Origin of the sequence: Massilia soli (assembly GCF_016809835.1) — a bacterium.
Classification (GTDB): Bacteria; Pseudomonadota; Gammaproteobacteria; order Burkholderiales; family Burkholderiaceae_D; genus Telluria_A; species Telluria_A soli.
In genome coordinates this window covers 637250-653718 of record NZ_JAFBIL020000001.1, presented here as the reverse complement: position 1 = coordinate 653718, position 16469 = coordinate 637250, and the positions used below count along the sequence as shown (strand labels likewise).

General features: G+C 59.6%; 17 protein-coding genes. 16 read left to right on the top strand and 1 reads right to left on the bottom strand.

Annotation, left to right across the window (positions count from 1 at the left end):
* Window positions 1-95 precede the first annotated feature (95 nt).
* The 5 genes from I4X03_RS03030 to I4X03_RS03010 all read left to right on the top strand — a co-directional run bounded on the left by I4X03_RS03030 (window position 96) and on the right by I4X03_RS03010 (window position 4859).
* Entirely contained in the window at window positions 96-866 is a 771-nt protein-coding gene (locus I4X03_RS03030) for an ABC transporter ATP-binding protein (protein ID WP_223465388.1), read from the top strand.
* Window positions 866-1570, top strand: a complete 705-nt coding sequence (locus I4X03_RS03025) for an ABC transporter ATP-binding protein (RefSeq protein ID WP_223465387.1) — start codon at window positions 866-868, stop codon at window positions 1568-1570. Before I4X03_RS03030 ends, I4X03_RS03025 begins: the two co-directional genes overlap by 1 nt.
* A gap of 53 nt (window positions 1571-1623) precedes the next feature.
* Window positions 1624-2832: an ABC transporter substrate-binding protein gene (locus I4X03_RS03020; protein WP_223465385.1), complete on the top strand. Its 1209-nt coding sequence runs from the start codon at window positions 1624-1626 to the stop codon at window positions 2830-2832.
* A gap of 140 nt (window positions 2833-2972) precedes the next feature.
* A complete protein-coding gene (locus I4X03_RS03015; protein WP_223465383.1) occupies window positions 2973-3857 on the top strand; it encodes a branched-chain amino acid ABC transporter permease in 885 nt (294 codons plus the stop codon).
* 21 nt (window positions 3858-3878) lie between these two features.
* On the top strand, window positions 3879-4859 hold the full coding sequence (locus tag I4X03_RS03010) for a branched-chain amino acid ABC transporter permease (RefSeq protein ID WP_223465381.1): 981 nt from the start codon (window positions 3879-3881) through the stop codon (window positions 4857-4859).
* A 167-nt stretch (window positions 4860-5026) separates the two neighbouring features.
* Here the strand turns inward: I4X03_RS03010 and I4X03_RS03005 are convergent, their stop codons facing one another.
* Window positions 5027-6193 (bottom strand): iron-containing alcohol dehydrogenase, encoded by a 1167-nt coding sequence (locus I4X03_RS03005; protein WP_223465380.1) that lies wholly within the window; start codon window positions 6191-6193, stop codon window positions 5027-5029.
* Window positions 6194-6315: 122 nt separating this feature from the next.
* Between I4X03_RS03005 and I4X03_RS03000 the strand changes: the two genes are divergently transcribed.
* The 11 genes from I4X03_RS03000 to atpA all read left to right on the top strand — a co-directional run bounded on the left by I4X03_RS03000 (window position 6316) and on the right by atpA (window position 16453).
* Window positions 6316-7077 carry a sulfite exporter TauE/SafE family protein gene (locus I4X03_RS03000; RefSeq protein ID WP_223465379.1) on the top strand — a complete coding sequence of 254 codons (762 nt, stop codon included), beginning with the start codon at window positions 6316-6318 and terminating at the stop codon, window positions 7075-7077.
* 165 nt (window positions 7078-7242) lie between these two features.
* Window positions 7243-9174: a tRNA uridine-5-carboxymethylaminomethyl(34) synthesis enzyme MnmG gene (gene mnmG / locus I4X03_RS02995; RefSeq protein WP_223465374.1), complete on the top strand. Its 1932-nt coding sequence runs from the start codon at window positions 7243-7245 to the stop codon at window positions 9172-9174.
* Window positions 9171-9827: a 16S rRNA (guanine(527)-N(7))-methyltransferase RsmG gene (gene rsmG / locus I4X03_RS02990; protein ID WP_223465371.1), complete on the top strand. Its 657-nt coding sequence runs from the start codon at window positions 9171-9173 to the stop codon at window positions 9825-9827. Before mnmG ends, rsmG begins: the two co-directional genes overlap by 4 nt.
* Before the next feature lie 105 nt (window positions 9828-9932).
* Window positions 9933-10703, top strand: coding sequence for a ParA family protein (locus I4X03_RS02985; RefSeq protein ID WP_223465368.1), 771 nt, complete (start codon window positions 9933-9935; stop codon window positions 10701-10703).
* Window positions 10704-10722: 19 nt separating this feature from the next.
* A complete protein-coding gene (locus I4X03_RS02980; RefSeq protein WP_223465366.1) occupies window positions 10723-11619 on the top strand; it encodes a ParB/RepB/Spo0J family partition protein in 897 nt (298 codons plus the stop codon).
* A 616-nt stretch (window positions 11620-12235) separates the two neighbouring features.
* Window positions 12236-12574, top strand: a complete 339-nt coding sequence (locus I4X03_RS02975) for an ATP synthase subunit I (protein ID WP_223465363.1) — start codon at window positions 12236-12238, stop codon at window positions 12572-12574.
* Between the two features lies 1 nt (window position 12575).
* Window positions 12576-13415: a F0F1 ATP synthase subunit A gene (atpB, locus tag I4X03_RS02970; RefSeq protein WP_223465361.1), complete on the top strand. Its 840-nt coding sequence runs from the start codon at window positions 12576-12578 to the stop codon at window positions 13413-13415.
* Window positions 13416-13505: 90 nt separating this feature from the next.
* A complete protein-coding gene (gene atpE, locus I4X03_RS02965) occupies window positions 13506-13763 on the top strand; it encodes a F0F1 ATP synthase subunit C (protein ID WP_223465359.1) in 258 nt (85 codons plus the stop codon).
* Between the two features lie 72 nt (window positions 13764-13835).
* Window positions 13836-14306 carry a F0F1 ATP synthase subunit B gene (locus I4X03_RS02960; protein ID WP_223465357.1) on the top strand — a complete coding sequence of 157 codons (471 nt, stop codon included), beginning with the start codon at window positions 13836-13838 and terminating at the stop codon, window positions 14304-14306.
* Between the two features lie 2 nt (window positions 14307-14308).
* Window positions 14309-14842 (top strand): F0F1 ATP synthase subunit delta, encoded by a 534-nt coding sequence (locus I4X03_RS02955; protein ID WP_223465355.1) that lies wholly within the window; start codon window positions 14309-14311, stop codon window positions 14840-14842.
* Window positions 14843-14911: 69 nt separating this feature from the next.
* Complete coding sequence (atpA, locus tag I4X03_RS02950; protein WP_223465353.1) at window positions 14912-16453, top strand: F0F1 ATP synthase subunit alpha; 1542 nt, start codon at window positions 14912-14914, stop codon at window positions 16451-16453.
* Window positions 16454-16469 lie beyond the last annotated feature (16 nt).

The following is a 16469-nucleotide window of genomic DNA, read 5'->3' as shown; positions in this document are numbered from 1 at the left end:
TGGTATTTATACTGTGTTGTGAGCCATATCCATTGTGTGTATTATCTAAATTAAAAGCTTGCAAAACGGTATGAAAACATAATACTGGAGACCCAATGACAGACGTCATTCTGGAAACAAAAAGCTTGACCAAGGAGTTCAAAGGTTTCACGGCGGTAAGTGACGTGAACCTGAAAGTCCAGCGTGGTCACATTCACGCGCTCATCGGCCCAAACGGCGCCGGCAAGACCACTTGCTTCAATCTTCTCACCAAATTCCTGGTGCCGACGTCGGGCGAAATCCTGTTCAACGGCAAGGACATCACGCACGCCAAGCCTGCGCAGATTGCCCGCATGGGCATCATCCGGTCGTTCCAGATCTCGGCGGTGTTTCCACACCTGACGGTGCTGCAGAACGTGCGCATCGGATTGCAGCGCGGGCTCGGCAATACTTTCAATTTCTGGGAAAGCGAACGCGGACTCGACCGCCTCAACGACCGCGCGATGCAGTTGTTGCACGAAGTCGATCTCGAAAGCTTTGCCGACACCGTCACGATCGACATGCCTTACGGCCGCAAGCGCGCGCTCGAGATCGCCACCACGCTGGCGATGGAACCGGAACTGATGCTGCTCGACGAGCCGACCCAGGGCATGGGCCACGAGGACGTGCACCGCGTGACCGAACTGATCAAGAAAGTATCGGCAGGGCGCACCATCCTGATGGTCGAGCACAATATGAGTGTCGTGTCCGGTATCTGCGACAAGATTTCCGTGCTCCAGCGCGGCGCCATGCTGGCTGAAGGAAGTTATGCGGAAGTGTCGAAGAATCCACAAGTAATGGAAGCCTACATGGGTACCACGAGCGTCGAGCTGGAAGGAGCGCATTGATGACGGCTGCGCTTGAAATCACCAACCTGCAGGCCTGGTACGGCGAGTCGCACATTCTTCACAACGTGAATCTCACGGTCAACCAGGGCGAAGTTGTGACGTTGTTAGGTCGTAATGGCGCGGGCCGCACGACCACGCTGCGGGCGATCATGGGCCTGACCGGCGCGCGCCAGGGCTCGATCAAGATCAACGGGGTTGAAGCGATCAGCCTGCCGACGCACAAGATTGCGCACCTCGGTGTCGGTTACTGCCCTGAAGAACGCGGCATTTTCTCGTCGCTGTCGGCCGAAGAAAACCTGATGCTGCCGCCAGCGCTGGAGAGCGGCAAGGGCATGTCGGTCGAAGAGATCTACGAGATGTTCCCGAACCTGAAGGAACGCCGCAACAGCCAGGGCACCCGGCTGTCGGGCGGCGAACAGCAGATGCTGGCCGTGGCGCGCATCCTGCGCACCGGCGCGCGCCTGCTGCTGCTCGACGAAATTTCCGAAGGCCTCGCGCCGGTCATCGTGCAGGGCCTGGCCCGCATGATTACCACGCTCAAGGCCAAGGGCTACACCATCGTCATGGTGGAACAGAATTTCCGCTTCGCCGCGCCGCTGGCGGATCGGTTTTATGTGGTGGAGCATGGTCAGATCGTCGAGACCTTCGCCTCATCCGAATTGGACGCCAAGATGCCGGTACTAACCGAGCTGCTCGGTGTTTAAGAAGTGCTTAAGATTTTCATTACTGATACTACTATTCCAATAACGGAGACAAAATGAAACGTAAAGCTATCGCCATTGCCGCTGCCGCCACCTGCGCCATCGGCTTCTCCCTGCCTGCAGCTGCGCAGGTTTCTGGCGACACCATCAAGATTGGCATGTTGACCGACATGTCGGGCGTGTACTCGGACATCGACGGCGTCGGCGGTGCTGAAGCGGTCAAGATGGCGATTGCCGATGCAGGTGGCAACATCGCCGGCAAGAAAATCGAATTTATTTCGGCCGACCACCAGAACAAGGCAGACATCGCCGCCAGCAAGGCGCGCGAATGGTTCGACCAGCAAGGCGTCGACATGCTGATCGGCGGCACCAACTCCGGCGCCAACTTGGCCATGGCCAAGGTTGCTGCGGAAAAGAAAAAAGTCTTCATCTCGATCGGCGCCGGCTCGGCCCGCCTGACCAATGAAGAATGCACGCCCTACACCGTCCACTACGCGTACGACACCATCGCACTGGCACGCGGCACCGGCGGCGCGATCGTCAAGCAGGGCGGCAAGTCGTGGTTCTTCCTGACCGCCGACTATGCGTTCGGCCAGTCGCTCGAGAGCGACACCACCGACGTGATCAAGAAGAACGGCGGCACCGTGGTGGGCAGCGTCAAGCACCCGCTGTCGGCATCGGACTTCTCGTCGTTCCTGTTGCAGGCGCAAAACTCGAAAGCGCAGATCCTGGGCCTGGCCAACGCCGGCGGCGACGCGATCAACTCGATCAAGGCAGCTGCTGAATTTGGCATCAACAAGAAGATGAAGCTCGCTGGCCTGCTGATGTTCATCAACGACGTCCACACGCTCGGCCTGAACATGACCCAGGGCATGTACCTTACCGACGGCTGGTACTGGGATCAGAACGCCGAGACCCGCGCCTGGTCGAAGCGCTACTTCGGCAAGATGAAGAAGATGCCATCGATGCTGCAAGCGGCTGACTACTCGGCAACCATGAATTACCTGAACGCGGTCAAGGCAACCAAGACCGACACGGCCGACACGGTCATGGCGCATCTGAAGAAGACCAAGATCAACGACATGTTCGCCAAGAACGGCGTGATTCGTGGCGATGGCCGCATGGTGCACGACATGTACCTGATGGAAGTGAAAAAGCCATCCGAGTCGAAGTACCCATGGGATTACTACAAGGTCGTCCAGACCATCCCAGGCGAGCAGGCCTATGCCACCAAGGCGGAAACCAAGTGCGCGGCCTGGAAGTAATCGTTTAGTTCTAGCATCATCGTAGGGCGGATAAGGGCCGCGCCCGCATCCGCCGAACGCATGCATCGCCGCGAATTCGGCGGATGCGCGCGCGCGCTTATTCGCCCTACGTCCGCACCACCTCTTAGCAGACATAATCCATGGAAATTTTCGGCGTCCCCTTGCAGGCAATGATGAGCCAGCTCCTGCTGGGCCTCGTGAACGGCTCGTTCTACGCGATGCTGTCGCTCGGCCTTGCCGTCATTTTCGGCTTGCTCAATGTAATTAACTTCTCCCACGGCGCGCTCTACATGATGGGCGCCTTCCTCGCATGGATGGGACTCAACTACTTCGAGGTCAACTACTGGGTGATGCTGATTGTCGCGCCCCTGCTGGTTGGCGCGTTCGGCATCGTCATCGAAAAGACCATGCTGCGCTGGCTCTACAAGCTGGACCACCTGTACGGCCTGCTGCTGACCTTCGGCATCACCTTGCTGCTTGAGGGCATTTTCCGCTCGTTCTACGGCGTCTCCGGCCAGCCTTACCCAGTGCCTGACGCACTCGCGGGCGCAACCGACCTGGGCTTCATGATCCTGCCGAACTACCGCGGTTTCGTCGTGTTCGCCTCGCTGGTGGTTTGCCTGGCCACCTGGTTCGTGATCGAAAAGACCAAGCTCGGCTCCTACCTGCGTGCCGGCACCGAGAATCCCAAGCTGGTGGAAGCGTTCGGCATCAACGTGCCGCTGATGGTCACGCTGACCTACGGCTTCGGCGTCGCTTTGGCGGGCTTTGCAGGGGTGCTGGCGGCTCCGATCATCAATGTGACGCCCCTGATGGGTTCGCACCTGATTATCGTCGTGTTCGCCGTTGTGGTGATCGGTGGCATGGGTTCGATCATGGGCTCGATCCTGACCGGCCTCGGGCTCGGCGTCATTGAAGGCCTGACCCGCGTGTTCTATCCACAAGGTTCCGAAGTGGTCGTGTTCGTGGTGATGGTGATCGTCCTTCTGCTGCGTCCCGCCGGTCTGTTCGGCAAAGAAAAGTAACCGAGAAGATTCGAGCAAATCATGAACAAAAAAATTCTTTACCTGATTGCACTGGCCGTGGCGCTGGCCATGCCTTTCTTCGCCTATCCGGTATTCCTGATGAAGTTGCTGTGCTTCGGCCTGTTCGCCTGCGCATTCAATTTGCTGATCGGATTTACAGGACTGCTGTCGTTCGGCCATGCGGCATTCTTTGGCGCTGCCGGCTACGTCACCGGCTACATGCTGCGTGATATGGGCTTGCCGTTCGAACTGGCGATCCTGGCCGGCGTCGGCGGCGGGGCGCTGATCGGGCTGGTGATGGGCTCGCTGGCGATTCGCCGGTCAGGCATCTACTTCTCGATGATCACGCTGGCGCTGGCCCAGATGGTGTCGTACGCGGCGCTGCGCGCGCCATTCACCGGCGGCGAGGACGGCCTGCAGGGTGTACCGCGCGGCAAGCTGCTCGGCATGGTCGACCTGACCAACGACATCACGATGTACTACGTTGTGCTGGCGATCTTCGTGGCCGGCTTCGCGCTGATCATGCGCACGGTCCATTCGCCGTTCGGCCAGGTGCTCAAGGCGATTAAAGAGAACGAGCCACGCGCCATTTCGCTGGGCTACGACGTCGAGCGCTACAAGCTGATGGCGTTCGTGCTGTCCGCAGCGCTGGCAGGCCTCGCAGGGGCCACCAAAACGGTCGTGCTGGGCTTTGAGACGCTCACTGACGTGCACTGGACCATGTCGGGCATGGTGATCCTGATGACGCTGGTAGGCGGCATGGGCACGCTGGTCGGACCGATCCTGGGCGCGTTCATCATCATCACGCTGGAGAACAAGCTGGGCGATGTCGGAACGTTCCTGGCGAGGGCGACCAATATTGAATGGTTCGGCACCCTGGGCGAGTCGGTCGGGATGGTGACGGGGCTGATCTTTATTGCCTGCGTATTGCTGTTCCGCCGCGGGATCGTGGGCGAGATTGGCGCCGCGGTTGCGGCGCTGGCGCGCAAGCGCCAGGCGTAAGCAGCAAGGAATAGGGCGGATACGGCGAACGCCGCATCCGCCGAATGAGCGTCGACTTGGCGCAAATTCGGCGGATGCGGCGTTACCTTATCCGCCCTACTTTTTTACTACGCAGGATAGTAGCGCGGAAGAGCGCAGCGTCATCCGCCGAATGTCAGCCGCTACGATTACAAGGCTGCTGCGTAAATCGCATACGCATCCGCCCGCGTCAACTCCCTCGGATTATTCCCCAGCAGCCTGGTCTGCAACATCGCGTCATCCGCCAGCCTGTCCAGGTCTTTCTCCGCGATCCCCACCTGGCGCAGCGAGGTTTCGATCCCGGTCATCCGCGCCACTTGCTGCATCGCAGCAATCAAGGCTTGTGCACGCGCCTCGTCACTTCCTGACACATGCGGCGCGACAACCGAGGCCAGCTCGGCATAGTGGGCTGCGGCCTCCCCCAGGTTGAATCTCAGCACATGCGGCAGCACCAAGGAATTCGACAGGCCGTGAGGCACATGGAAGATGCCGCCAATAGGGTAGGCCAGCGCGTGCACCGCGGCCACCGGCGCATTCGAAAATGCCTGGCCCGCGAAGCATGCGCCGAGCAGCATCGCCTGGCGCGCATGCAGGCTGGTGCCCTGCTCGCACGCCGTCATTATGTTGCCAGAAAGTAATCTCAATGCCTGGACCGCGAGGCTGTCCGACATCGGGTTCTTTTTATGCTTGCTGGTGAACGCTTCAATCGCGTGCACCATCGCGTCAATGCCGGTTGCTGCCGTCACCAGCGCGGGGAGCCCGAGGGTGAGTTCGGCGTCCAGCAATGCCAGGTCAGCGTACAACTGTGGCGCGACCACGCCCATCTTGGTGGTTTCACCGGTCGTGACGATGGCGATGTTGGTGACCTCCGACCCCGTCCCTGCCGTCGTCGGCACCTGTACCAGGGGCAGGCGCTTACCCTTCACATTGCCGATGCCATAGATTTCGGCAATTGGCTGGTCGCTGCCCGCCAGCACCGCGATGAGTTTGGCAACATCCATCGAGCTACCGCCGCCCAGCCCGATCACGATGTCGGTGTCATGCGCCCGCGCGAAATCGACCGCGCTCAGCACCACAGACTCCGGCGGATCGGCCATCACGTCCGAGAACACTTGCACGGCCAGGCCATGACGCTCGAGGCTAAGACGGGGCGCCTCGACCAGGCCGGTGCGAAGGAAGCCCGGATCGGTCACGATCAGCGCCCGTCGCGCATTGGGAAACAGGGCGGCGACGTGCTTGCCCAATTCCCCTGCGCAGCCCGGCTCGGAGACGATATGAGGAACAGTGCTGAAGGTGAAGGCTTTGAACTCGCTCATGACTAAATGGCTCCGGTGCGTTAAGCATCCAGCTTACACCAAGCCGGCTGCAGAGGAAATCGCCCTCCGGCAGGTGCAGTCGTTCTTCCGTACAATATTACCTTTCGCGGACGGGGACAGTAATGATCGATGTGGTAATGCTGGGAAGCGCGGCTTTCCTCGCCGGCCTGGTGGATGCGGTGGTAGGGGGCGGCGGCCTGATTCAGCTTCCTGTGATGTTCTCGGTGTTCTCGAAGGAGGTTCCAGCCACCCTGCTGGGCACCAGCAAATTGGCTGGCATTTTCGGTACTGGCGCCGCGGCGGTCAATTACGCCCGGCAGGTCAGGGTGGCGTGGAGCGCCGCCGCGCCGGCCGCGATCGCCGCATTCGCCCTGTCGTTCGCCGGCGCCTACACCGTAACCAAGGTTCCTGCCGATTTCGTTCGCACCCTTCTGCCGATCCTGCTCGTCGCCGTGGCCATCTACACCTTCAAGAAGAAGGACTTCGGCAGCGTCCATGCGCCAGTACACAGCGGCAATGCCGAGCGGATGTTTGCAGTGGCGATGGGGGCGGGCATCGGCTTCTACGATGGCTTCTTTGGCCCGGGCACGGGCAGCTTCCTGATGTTCCTGTTTGTGCGTTTCTTCGGCTTCGATTTCCTCAGCGCGTCCGCCGCTGCCAAAGTCGTCAACGTCGCATGTAATCTGTCGGCGCTGATGTGGTTCGGTTATAGCGGACACTTGTTGTGGCAGCTTGGCTTGATGATGGCGGCTTGCCAGGTGGCCGGTTCACTGATCGGCACCAAGCTGGCGATCAAGCACGGCACCACCTTTGTCCGCAAATTGTTCCTGGTAGTCGTGTGCCTGTTGATCTTGAAAACGGGTTACGACGCATTCTTCAAGTAGTTCTCTGCTCTATTGTTTCACGTGGAACATACCCATCGGCCGCTATCTCGACTGTTCCACGTGAAACAATTTCTTTGTTTTCCGTCGTAATTCCGGGCCTTTCCGAGTCTTCAATACGAAAAGACTCTATAATTTGGCCTCACTCCTCGTATTGCGCTTTCCATCATGCTATTTCCAACTGAATTCGACGTCATCGTCGTCGGCGGCGGCCATGCCGGTACCGAAGCCGCTTTAGCTTCTGCCCGCATGGGCCAGAAGACTTTGCTGCTCACCCACAACATCGAAACCCTCGGTGCAATGTCTTGCAACCCGTCAATTGGCGGTATCGGCAAGGGCCACTTGGTCAAGGAAGTCGATGCCATGGGTGGCGCAATGGCCATTGCCACCGACGAAGCCGGCATCCAGTTTCGCATCCTGAACGGTTCGAAAGGGCCGGCCGTACGCGCCACGCGCGCCCAGGCCGACCGCATCCTGTACAAGCAGGCGATCCGCTCACGCCTGGAAAATCAGCCTAACCTGTGGCTTTTCCAGCAGGCTGTGGATGACTTGATGGTGGAAGGCGAGCGTGTGGTTGGCGCCGTCACGCAGATTGGCCTGCAGTTCCGTGCCGGCGCGGTGGTGCTGACGGCGGGTACTTTCCTCGACGGGAAGATCCACGTGGGCATGCAAAGCTATTCAGCGGGCAGGGCAGGCGACCCGCCGGCGATGTCGCTGTCGGCCCGCCTGAAGGAGCTGAAGCTTCCCCAAGGGCGGCTGAAGACCGGCACGCCGCCACGCATCGACGGCCGCAGTATCGATTTTTCCGCCATGTCCGAGCAGCCGGGCGACCTCGATCCGGTGCCAGTGTTCTCGGTGATGGGCAATGCCGCCATGCATCCGCGCCAGGTGCCGTGCTGGGTCACGCACACCAATGCGCGCACCCACGACATCATTCGCGCCGGCCTCGACCGGAGCCCGATGTACACCGGCATGATCGAAGGCGTCGGCCCGCGCTACTGCCCGTCGATCGAAGACAAGATTCACCGCTTCTCGGCCAAGGAATCGCACCAGATTTTCCTCGAGCCAGAGGGCCTGACGACCAATGAGTTCTATCCGAACGGTATCTCCACCAGCCTGCCATTCGACGTCCAGCTGGAGCTGGTGCGCTCGATGAAAGGGATGGAGAACGCGTTCATCCTGCGGCCCGGCTATGCGATTGAATACGATTATTTCGATCCGCGCGGCCTGAAAGCATCGCTGGAAACCAAGGCCATCAAAGGCTTGTTCTTCGCCGGACAGATCAACGGCACCACCGGCTACGAAGAAGCGGCGGCGCAGGGCATGCTCGCCGGTATCAACGCGGCGCTGCAGACCAAGGGCGAGGAAGCCTGGGTGCCCGGCCGCGCCGAAGCCTACCTGGGCGTGCTGGTCGACGACCTGACCACGCAGGGTGTGGCCGAGCCTTACCGCATGTTCACCAGCCGTGCAGAGTACCGCCTGAGCCTGCGTGAAGACAATGCCGACATGCGCCTGACCGAGATCGGCCGCAAACTGGGCGTCGTGGGCGACGCACAGTGGGAAGCCTTCGAGGCCAAGCGCGAATCCGTTGCGCGCGAACTTGAGCGCCTGCGTTCGACGTGGGTTAATCCGCGCATCCTGGCGGCGGCCGAATCCGAGCGTGTCATTGGCCAGGCGATCGAGCGCGAATATTCGCTGGCCGACCTGCTGCGCCGCCCGGGCGTACAGTACGACACCCTGATGGGCATGGTTGGCGCCGAAGGCCAGGCCCTGGCCGGCCCAGGCGTCGAAGATCCTGCCGTCAAGGAGCAGATCGAGATCCAGCTGAAATATGCAGGCTATATCGACCGCCAGGCCAAGGAAGTAGAGCGCCACGAGCACTACGAAAACCTCAAGCTGCCGGAGACCTTCAACTACCTCGACGTCACCGCGCTGTCGATCGAAGTGCGCCAGAAGCTCGACAAGCAGCGCCCTGAAACCCTGGGCCAGGCGTCAAGAATTTCCGGAGTGACACCTGCCGCAATCTCGCTTTTGCTGGTACATTTAAAGAAACGCGGCGCGAAAGGCTTTGCCTCGCTGAACGAGGAGCTGGCTGGATGAAATTCTTCGACCGCGCCGCAGTGGCGCCTGTACTGGCAAATGGCATCAAAGAACTGAAGCTGGACCTGAGCGACAAACAGCACGAACAGCTGCTCGATTATCTCGCGCTGATGTTCAAGTGGAATTCGGTGTACAACCTGACCTCCTTGCGCGACCCGATGCAGATGGTGACGCTGCACCTGCTCGATTCGCTGACCGCGGTCCCGGCATTCGCGCAGGCGCAGAATGTGCTGGACGTGGGAGCAGGGGGCGGTTTGCCAGGCATTGTGCTGGCGATCGCGCGGCCAGACATGAAAGTGTCGCTGATCGACACGGTACACAAGAAGACAGCATTCCTGACCCAGGTAAAGGCAGAACTGGGACTGGCCAATGTCACGGTCTACACGGCCAAGGTGCAGGAACTGCAGGTGAAGCAGCTTTTCGACGTCATCACATCGCGGGCCTTTGCCGACCTGTCCGATTTCGTCAACTGGTCGGGACACTTGCTGGCCGAGGGCGGGCAATTCATCGCGCTGAAAGGCGTGGCCCCGCCGGAGGAGCAGGAAAGACTGCCGGCAGAGTGGAAAACGACAGGGCTTCAGCCGATCAAGGTTCCAGGGCTGGAAGCGGAGCGGCATCTCGTTTTCATCAAGCGATCCGATCAAACCATATAAACGGTATAAATAGTTTATACCCGATATACTATATAAATCGTACAAACGGTTTTGATAGTATAAACGGTATAAATCGTTATTGTTGCGTCTACGATAAGAACATACATGGCAAAGATATTCTGCGTTGCAAACCAAAAGGGCGGGGTAGGCAAGACCACGACCAGCGTGAACCTGGCCGCGGGACTGGCCAAGCTTGACCAGCGCGTGCTGCTGGTCGACCTTGATCCGCAAGGCAACGCGACAATGGGCGCCGGCATCAACAAGGCCGGCCTCAAGTCATCGATCTACGAAGTGCTGCTGGGCGAGGCGGATGTGACGACGGCGCGCTTGCGTTCGGAGGCGGGCCGTTTCGACGTGCTGCCGTCGAACCGCGAGCTGGCCGGCGCCGAGGTCGAGATGGTGCAGCTGGAGAACCGCGAGCGCCGCCTGAAGGATGCGCTTGCTGCGGTCGACAGCGAATACGACTTCGTGCTGATCGACTGCCCGCCCGCCCTGTCGATGCTGACGCTCAATGGCCTGTGCGCCGCGCATGGCGTGATCATTCCGATGCAGTGCGAGTACTACGCGCTGGAAGGGCTGTCCGATCTGGTCAACACGATCAAGAAGGTGCATGCCAACCTGAACACCGACCTGAAGATCATCGGCCTGCTGCGCGTGATGTTCGATCCGCGCATGACGCTGTCGCAGCAGGTCTCGGCCCAGCTGGAAGAGCACTTCGGCGACAAGGTATTCAATACCATCATCCCGCGCAATGTGCGGCTCGCCGAGGCGCCGTCGTACGGCATCCCTGGCGTTGTGTTTGACCCGTCCTCGAAAGGCGCGCAGGCGTATATCGCTTTCGGCGCCGAGATGGTCAAACGTATCAAGACAATGTAATCAGAGAGAGTAACAACGAATGGCAACCAAAAAACTCAAGGGCCTCGGCCGCGGCCTCGACGCACTGCTCGGCGGCGCTGACGGCAATGGCAACGGCGCGCTCGCCGACCAGGACAAGCCTTCGGTGCTGTCCGTGAGCCAGATGCAGCCTGGTAAGTACCAGCCGCGTACCCGCATGGACGAAGGCGCGCTGGCCGAGCTGGCCGCGTCGATCAAAACCCAGGGCATCATGCAGCCAGTGCTGGTGCGCCCCGTGGGGCAGGACAGCATCACCGGCGAAGTGAAGTACGAGATCATCGCCGGCGAGCGCCGCTTCCGTGCGGCGCAGCTCGCCGGGCTGGACCAGGTGCCGGTGCTGGTGCGCGACGTCGACGACCAGGCCGCCGCCGCGATGGCGCTGATCGAGAACATCCAGCGCGAAGACCTGAATCCGCTGGAAGAAGCGCAGGGCATCCAGCGCCTGATCTCGGACTTCGCGTTCACCCACGAGCAGGCCGCCAACGCGGTGGGCCGTTCGCGCAGCGCGGTGTCGAACCTGCTGCGCCTGATCAACCTGGCCGGCCCGGTGCAAACCATGCTGATGGCCGGCGATATCGACATGGGCCACGCGCGCGCGCTGCTGGCGGTCGACGCGGCCAGCCAGATCAACCTGGCCAACCAGGTGGTCGCCAAGCGCCTGTCGGTACGCGAGACCGAGAAACTGGTCACCCGCACGATGGAAGAACAGTCGTCGCCGCCGGCCGAAGCGCGTCAAAAGGAAAAATCAGGCGACATCGTGCGCCTGGAAGAGGAGTTGTCGGACAAGCTGGCCACACCGGTTGTCTTCAAGATGGGCACCAAGGGCAAGGGCCAGATGATCATCGACTTTGCCGACCTCGACATCCTCGACGGCGTGCTGGCGCGCCTGCGCGCCTAGTCAGTAACAATCACCCGAGCGCCAGAACGCCATTCCCGCGACAGCGCACTGCTGTCCAGAATTTTCTGCTTGACACGAATCGCTCGGCAGCCAAGTGTCGTTTTGGAAGCGGCAGCCACAAGGAAATCGGCAAAGCAGGCCAACGTCGCCCCTGCGCAGGCAGGGGCCCATACGAATCGTGCCGAGTATGGACCCCTGCCTTCGCAGGGGCGACGTCAAGTCTTGCATTCCAAGTCTCAATGTCGCGATTTCTGCGAGCGCCCAAACCCGATTGATGCAATGACACTGTCAACAAGACAATTCCGGGCAGCAGTGCGCGACAGCGGGAACCTGTACTGGGCATGAAGACCAACATCGCCAGATCTGGCCCAGCATGGGTTCCCGCCTTCGCGGGAACGACGTGAAGCGGGTCTCCCCGTTACGGTGCGGATACCCGTACTTACGTCCGCAAGCGCACATAAGCCTGTGATTTATCGTGGTTTTTCAACAATTCGCACCATATTGATGACTCACTGCGTTTGACTCAGTTCATCATCAACCGCTATAATCCCGCTGATTCACGTAATCCTGAACCCGAAACACGGCATTTCACAATGGCTGGCGCGAAGAAGAAAACATGTTGCGCTTAGTCTCCCTGCAATTGATGGTAACGGTAGTCGCTGGCGCAATCGCCGCACTGCTCGGGGGACTGCCTGCGATGTTTTCGACCGTTCTGGGCGGATTATGTTGTGTCGTGCCCAACGGATTGATGGCGTTTCGCCTGTATGTCAATTCGAAAACGCCAGGCGGGGTCAACCCGTTCTCGTTTTTCATCTGGGAATTTATAAAGATTGCATTAACGCTGGCGCTCCTCGGGGCGACCGCGTGGCTCTACCGCGATTTGAACTGGCTGGCCATGTTGGCCGGGTTCATCGTGGCGCTGAAAAGTTACATAATCTTATTATTTAGGCACTGACATGAGCACACCAGTTGAAGGCGCAGCGGCAGGACATGCACCGACTGCATCAGAATACATCAGCCACCACCTTGGCCACCTTTCGAACAAACACCAGGACTTCGTTGTCGACTTTACCGTCTTCAACATCGATACCATTTTCTGGTCGATTTTCGCAGGTACCCTGGGCTGCTTCATCATGTGGCTGGCCGCGCGCCGCGCCACCTCCGGCGTTCCTGGTCGTTTCCAGGCCGCCGTTGAAATGCTGGTCGAAATGGTTGAAAACCAGTCGAAGGCCATCGTCCACGGCGACCGCAGCTTCATCGCGCCGCTGGCACTGACCGTGTTCGTCTGGGTAGCCCTGATGAACTCGCTGGACTTCCTGCCTGTCGACATGTTCTCGTCGTTCTTCGCACTGATGGGCTGGGATAGCGTGATCGCTTACCACCGCGTCGTGCCTACCGCCGACCTCAACGGTACGCTGGGTATCTCGCTGGGCGTGTTCGTCCTGATGATTTACTACGGCATCAAGATCAAGGGCTTTGGCGGCTGGCTGCACGAGCTGGTGGCAGCACCGTTCGGCATCTGGATGGCACCGTTCAACCTGCTTCTGAACATCATCGAATATTTGGCAAAAATGGTGTCGCTCGGTATGCGACTCTTCGGCAACATGTACGCCGGTGAATTGCTGTTCCTGTTGATTGCACTGCTCGGTTCCATGGCAACTACGTTCGGCTTCCTGGGCCATGTGGTGGCAGGTTCGATTTGGGCGATCTTCCACATCCTGATCGTGTTCCTGCAGGCATTCATCTTCATGATGCTGACGCTGGTGTACATCGGTCAGGCCCACGAAGGCCACTGATCGACGCTGTAAAAGATTCGAAAGATAGTGGTTGTAACGAAGTTGTAGTTTTTTAATCAAGTTTTTAATTTAACCTTTTGGAGTACTTTCATGACTGATACCTCTTTTGTTGCTCTGGCTTGCGGTTTGATCATTGGCCTGGGCGCTATCGGCGCTTGCATCGGCATCGCACTGATGGGCGGTAAATACCTCGAGGCGTCGGCACGCCAGCCTGAACTGATGAACACCCTGCAGACCAAGATGTTCCTGCTGGCTGGTCTGATCGACGCGGCATTCCTGATCGGCGTTGGTATCGCAATGCTGTTCGCATTCGCATCGCCATTCACCCCAATGGTTGTCCCAGGCTAATAGCACGCATCGTTGTACTGAATAGCCGAACCATCGCGGTTCGGCATCCGTTTTTGTGAGAAGGAAAATACCGTGAACTTAAACGCAACCTTGTTTGCCCAGTTCGTGGTCTTCTTCATCCTGGCCGGTTTCACGATGAAATTCGTGTGGCCTCCACTGATGAAAGCGCTCGACGAGCGCGCCGAGAAGATCGCGAGTGGCCTCGCCGCCGCTGACCGTGGCAAGGCAGAAATGGCTGCAGCCGAGAAGCGCGCACAAGCCGAACTGGCTACCGCACGCGACGAAGGCCAGAAGCGCATTGGCGACGCTGAAAAGCGCGCTGCTGCGATCATCGACGACGCCAAGAAAACCGCATCGGAAGAAGCTGCACGCATCATCGCCAGCGCCAAAGCCGAAGCAGAGCAGCAGGTAGTACGTGCACGCGAAGAACTGCGCGGCCAGGTCGCGACCCTCGCGGTCCGTGGCGCCGAACAGATCCTCAAGCGCGAAGTGAATGCAGCGGCACACGCCGACCTGCTGTCGCAACTGTCTGTCGAGCTGTAATCATGGCTGAACTCGCAACCGTCGCCCGTCCTTACGCCGAAGCGCTGTTCCGTGTCGCCAAACAAGGCAACATGGCAGCCTGGTCCGAACTTGTGTCCGAACTGGCACAGGTTGGCGCCAACCCTGATGTGCAGGCGTTTGCGGCTAACCCGAACGTCACCGACACCGACATGGCCGCTACCCTGGCCTCGCTGGTGAAATCGCCGATGACGCCTGAAGCGAACAATTTCGTCCAGATGCTGGTCGAAAATGGCCGCGTCACGCTGCTGCCGGAAATCGGCGAGCAGTTCCAGGTACTGAAAAATGCCGACGCCGGCGCCGCTGACGCTGAGATCACCAGCGCATTCGAGATCTCGGATGCCCAGGTAGCCCAGCTGGTCGCTCTGTTGGAAAAGAAATTCGGCCGCAAGCTCAACCCAACGGTCAAGGTGGATTCCGCCCTGATCGGTGGTGTGCGCGTGGTTGTAGGCGATGAAGTGCTCGACACCTCGGTGCGCGCCAAGCTGCAACAGATGCACGTTGCGCTGGCTGCCTGACCGACATTCGCACTCGCCCGCGGCAACGCCCTTGCCCTACGCATCAAGAAACTATTAGGAGTTAGCATTATGCAACTTAATTCATCTGAAATCAGCGAACTGATCAAGAGCCGCATCCAGGGCCTCGAAGGTTCCGCTGAAGTTCGCAACCAAGGCACGGTAATCTCCGTCGCTGACGGTATCTGCCGCATCCATGGTCTGTCGGACGTGATGCAGGGCGAGATGCTGGAATTCCCAGGCAACACCTTTGGCCTGGCAATGAACCTCGAGCGCGACTCCGTCGGCTCGGTGATTCTGGGTGCTTACGAGCACATCTCGGAAGGCGACGTGGTCAAGACCACCGGCCGCATCCTGGAAGTGCCGATCGGTCCTGAGCTGCGTGGCCGCGTGGTCAACGCACTGGGCCAGCCGATCGACGGCAAGGGTCCAATCAACACCACCCTGACCGCACCAATCGAAAAGATCGCACCAGGCGTGATCGCCCGTGAGTCGGTATCGCAGCCAATGCAGACCGGCCTGAAGTCGATCGACGCGATGGTACCAATCGGCCGTGGCCAGCGCGAGCTGATCATTGGCGACCGCCAGACCGGTAAATCGGCTGTGGCAGTTGACGCGATCATCAACCAGAAGGGTCAGAACATGACCTGCGTGTACGTTGCGATCGGCCAGAAAGCATCGACCATCAAGAACATCGTGCGTTCCCTGGAACAGCACGGCGCGATGGAGTACACCATTGTTGTCGCAGCATCGGCGTCGGAATCGGCAGCGATGCAATACATCTCGGCCTACTCGGGCTGCGCAATGGGCGAATACTTCCGCGACCGCGGCGAAGACGCACTGATCGTCTACGATGACCTGTCGAAGCAAGCAGTTGCTTACCGCCAGATCTCGCTGCTGCTGCGCCGTCCACCAGGCCGCGAAGCTTACCCTGGCGACGTGTTCTACCTGCACAGCCGCCTGCTCGAGCGCGCAGCACGCGTGAACGCCGACTACGTGTCGAAGTTCACCAACGGCGCCGTCACCGGCAAGACCGGTTCGCTGACCGCACTGCCAATTATTGAAACCCAGGCAGGCGACGTTTCGGCGTTCGTTCCTACCAACGTGATTTCGATTACCGACGGCCAGATCTTCCTGGAAACCTCGCTGTTCAACGCCGGTATCCGTCCTGCGATTAACGCAGGTATCTCGGTATCGCGCGTCGGTGGCGCCGCCCAGACCAAGGTCATCAAAAACCTGTCCGGCGGTATCCGTACCGACCTGGCGCAGTACCGTGAACTGGCTGCGTTCGCGCAGTTCGCTTCCGACCTGGACGAGTCGACCCGCAAGCAGCTCGACCGCGGTGCCCGCGTGACCGAACTGCTCAAGCAGGCTCAGTACTCGCCGCTGCCGGTTTCGCTGATGGCCGTGTCGCTGTTCGCAGTGAACAAGGGCTATTTCGACGACATCGAAGTCAAGAAAGTGCTGCCATTTGAAGCAGGCCTGCATGGTTACATGAAGACCAAGCAAGCTGCGCTCCTGAGCAAAATTGAAGAGACCAAGCAACTGGACAAAGATGGCGAAGCCGCCATGGCTGCCGCAATTGCTGACTTCAAAAAATCCGGCGCATTTTAATGGCGGTTCGGCGTCG

Bases quoted from the DNA above. Each gene is read 5' to 3' on its own strand.
- I4X03_RS03030 (WP_223465388.1), top strand. From the start codon at position 96: ATGACAGACGTCATTCTGGAAACAAAAAGCTTGACCAAGGAGTTCAAA.
- I4X03_RS03025 (WP_223465387.1), top strand. From the start codon at position 866: ATGACGGCTGCGCTTGAAATCACCAACCTGCAGGCCTGGTACGGCGAG.
- I4X03_RS03020 (WP_223465385.1), top strand. From the start codon at position 1,624: ATGAAACGTAAAGCTATCGCCATTGCCGCTGCCGCCACCTGCGCCATC.
- I4X03_RS03015 (WP_223465383.1), top strand. From the start codon at position 2,973: ATGGAAATTTTCGGCGTCCCCTTGCAGGCAATGATGAGCCAGCTCCTG.
- I4X03_RS03010 (WP_223465381.1), top strand. From the start codon at position 3,879: ATGAACAAAAAAATTCTTTACCTGATTGCACTGGCCGTGGCGCTGGCC.
- I4X03_RS03005 (WP_223465380.1), bottom strand. From the start codon at position 6,193: ATGAGCGAGTTCAAAGCCTTCACCTTCAGCACTGTTCCTCATATCGTC.
- I4X03_RS03000 (WP_223465379.1), top strand. From the start codon at position 6,316: ATGATCGATGTGGTAATGCTGGGAAGCGCGGCTTTCCTCGCCGGCCTG.
- mnmG (WP_223465374.1), top strand. From the start codon at position 7,243: ATGCTATTTCCAACTGAATTCGACGTCATCGTCGTCGGCGGCGGCCAT.
- rsmG (WP_223465371.1), top strand. From the start codon at position 9,171: ATGAAATTCTTCGACCGCGCCGCAGTGGCGCCTGTACTGGCAAATGGC.
- I4X03_RS02985 (WP_223465368.1), top strand. From the start codon at position 9,933: ATGGCAAAGATATTCTGCGTTGCAAACCAAAAGGGCGGGGTAGGCAAG.
- I4X03_RS02980 (WP_223465366.1), top strand. From the start codon at position 10,723: ATGGCAACCAAAAAACTCAAGGGCCTCGGCCGCGGCCTCGACGCACTG.
- I4X03_RS02975 (WP_223465363.1), top strand. From the start codon at position 12,236: ATGTTGCGCTTAGTCTCCCTGCAATTGATGGTAACGGTAGTCGCTGGC.
- atpB (WP_223465361.1), top strand. From the start codon at position 12,576: ATGAGCACACCAGTTGAAGGCGCAGCGGCAGGACATGCACCGACTGCA.
- atpE (WP_223465359.1), top strand. From the start codon at position 13,506: ATGACTGATACCTCTTTTGTTGCTCTGGCTTGCGGTTTGATCATTGGC.
- I4X03_RS02955 (WP_223465355.1), top strand. From the start codon at position 14,309: ATGGCTGAACTCGCAACCGTCGCCCGTCCTTACGCCGAAGCGCTGTTC.
- atpA (WP_223465353.1), top strand. From the start codon at position 14,912: ATGCAACTTAATTCATCTGAAATCAGCGAACTGATCAAGAGCCGCATC.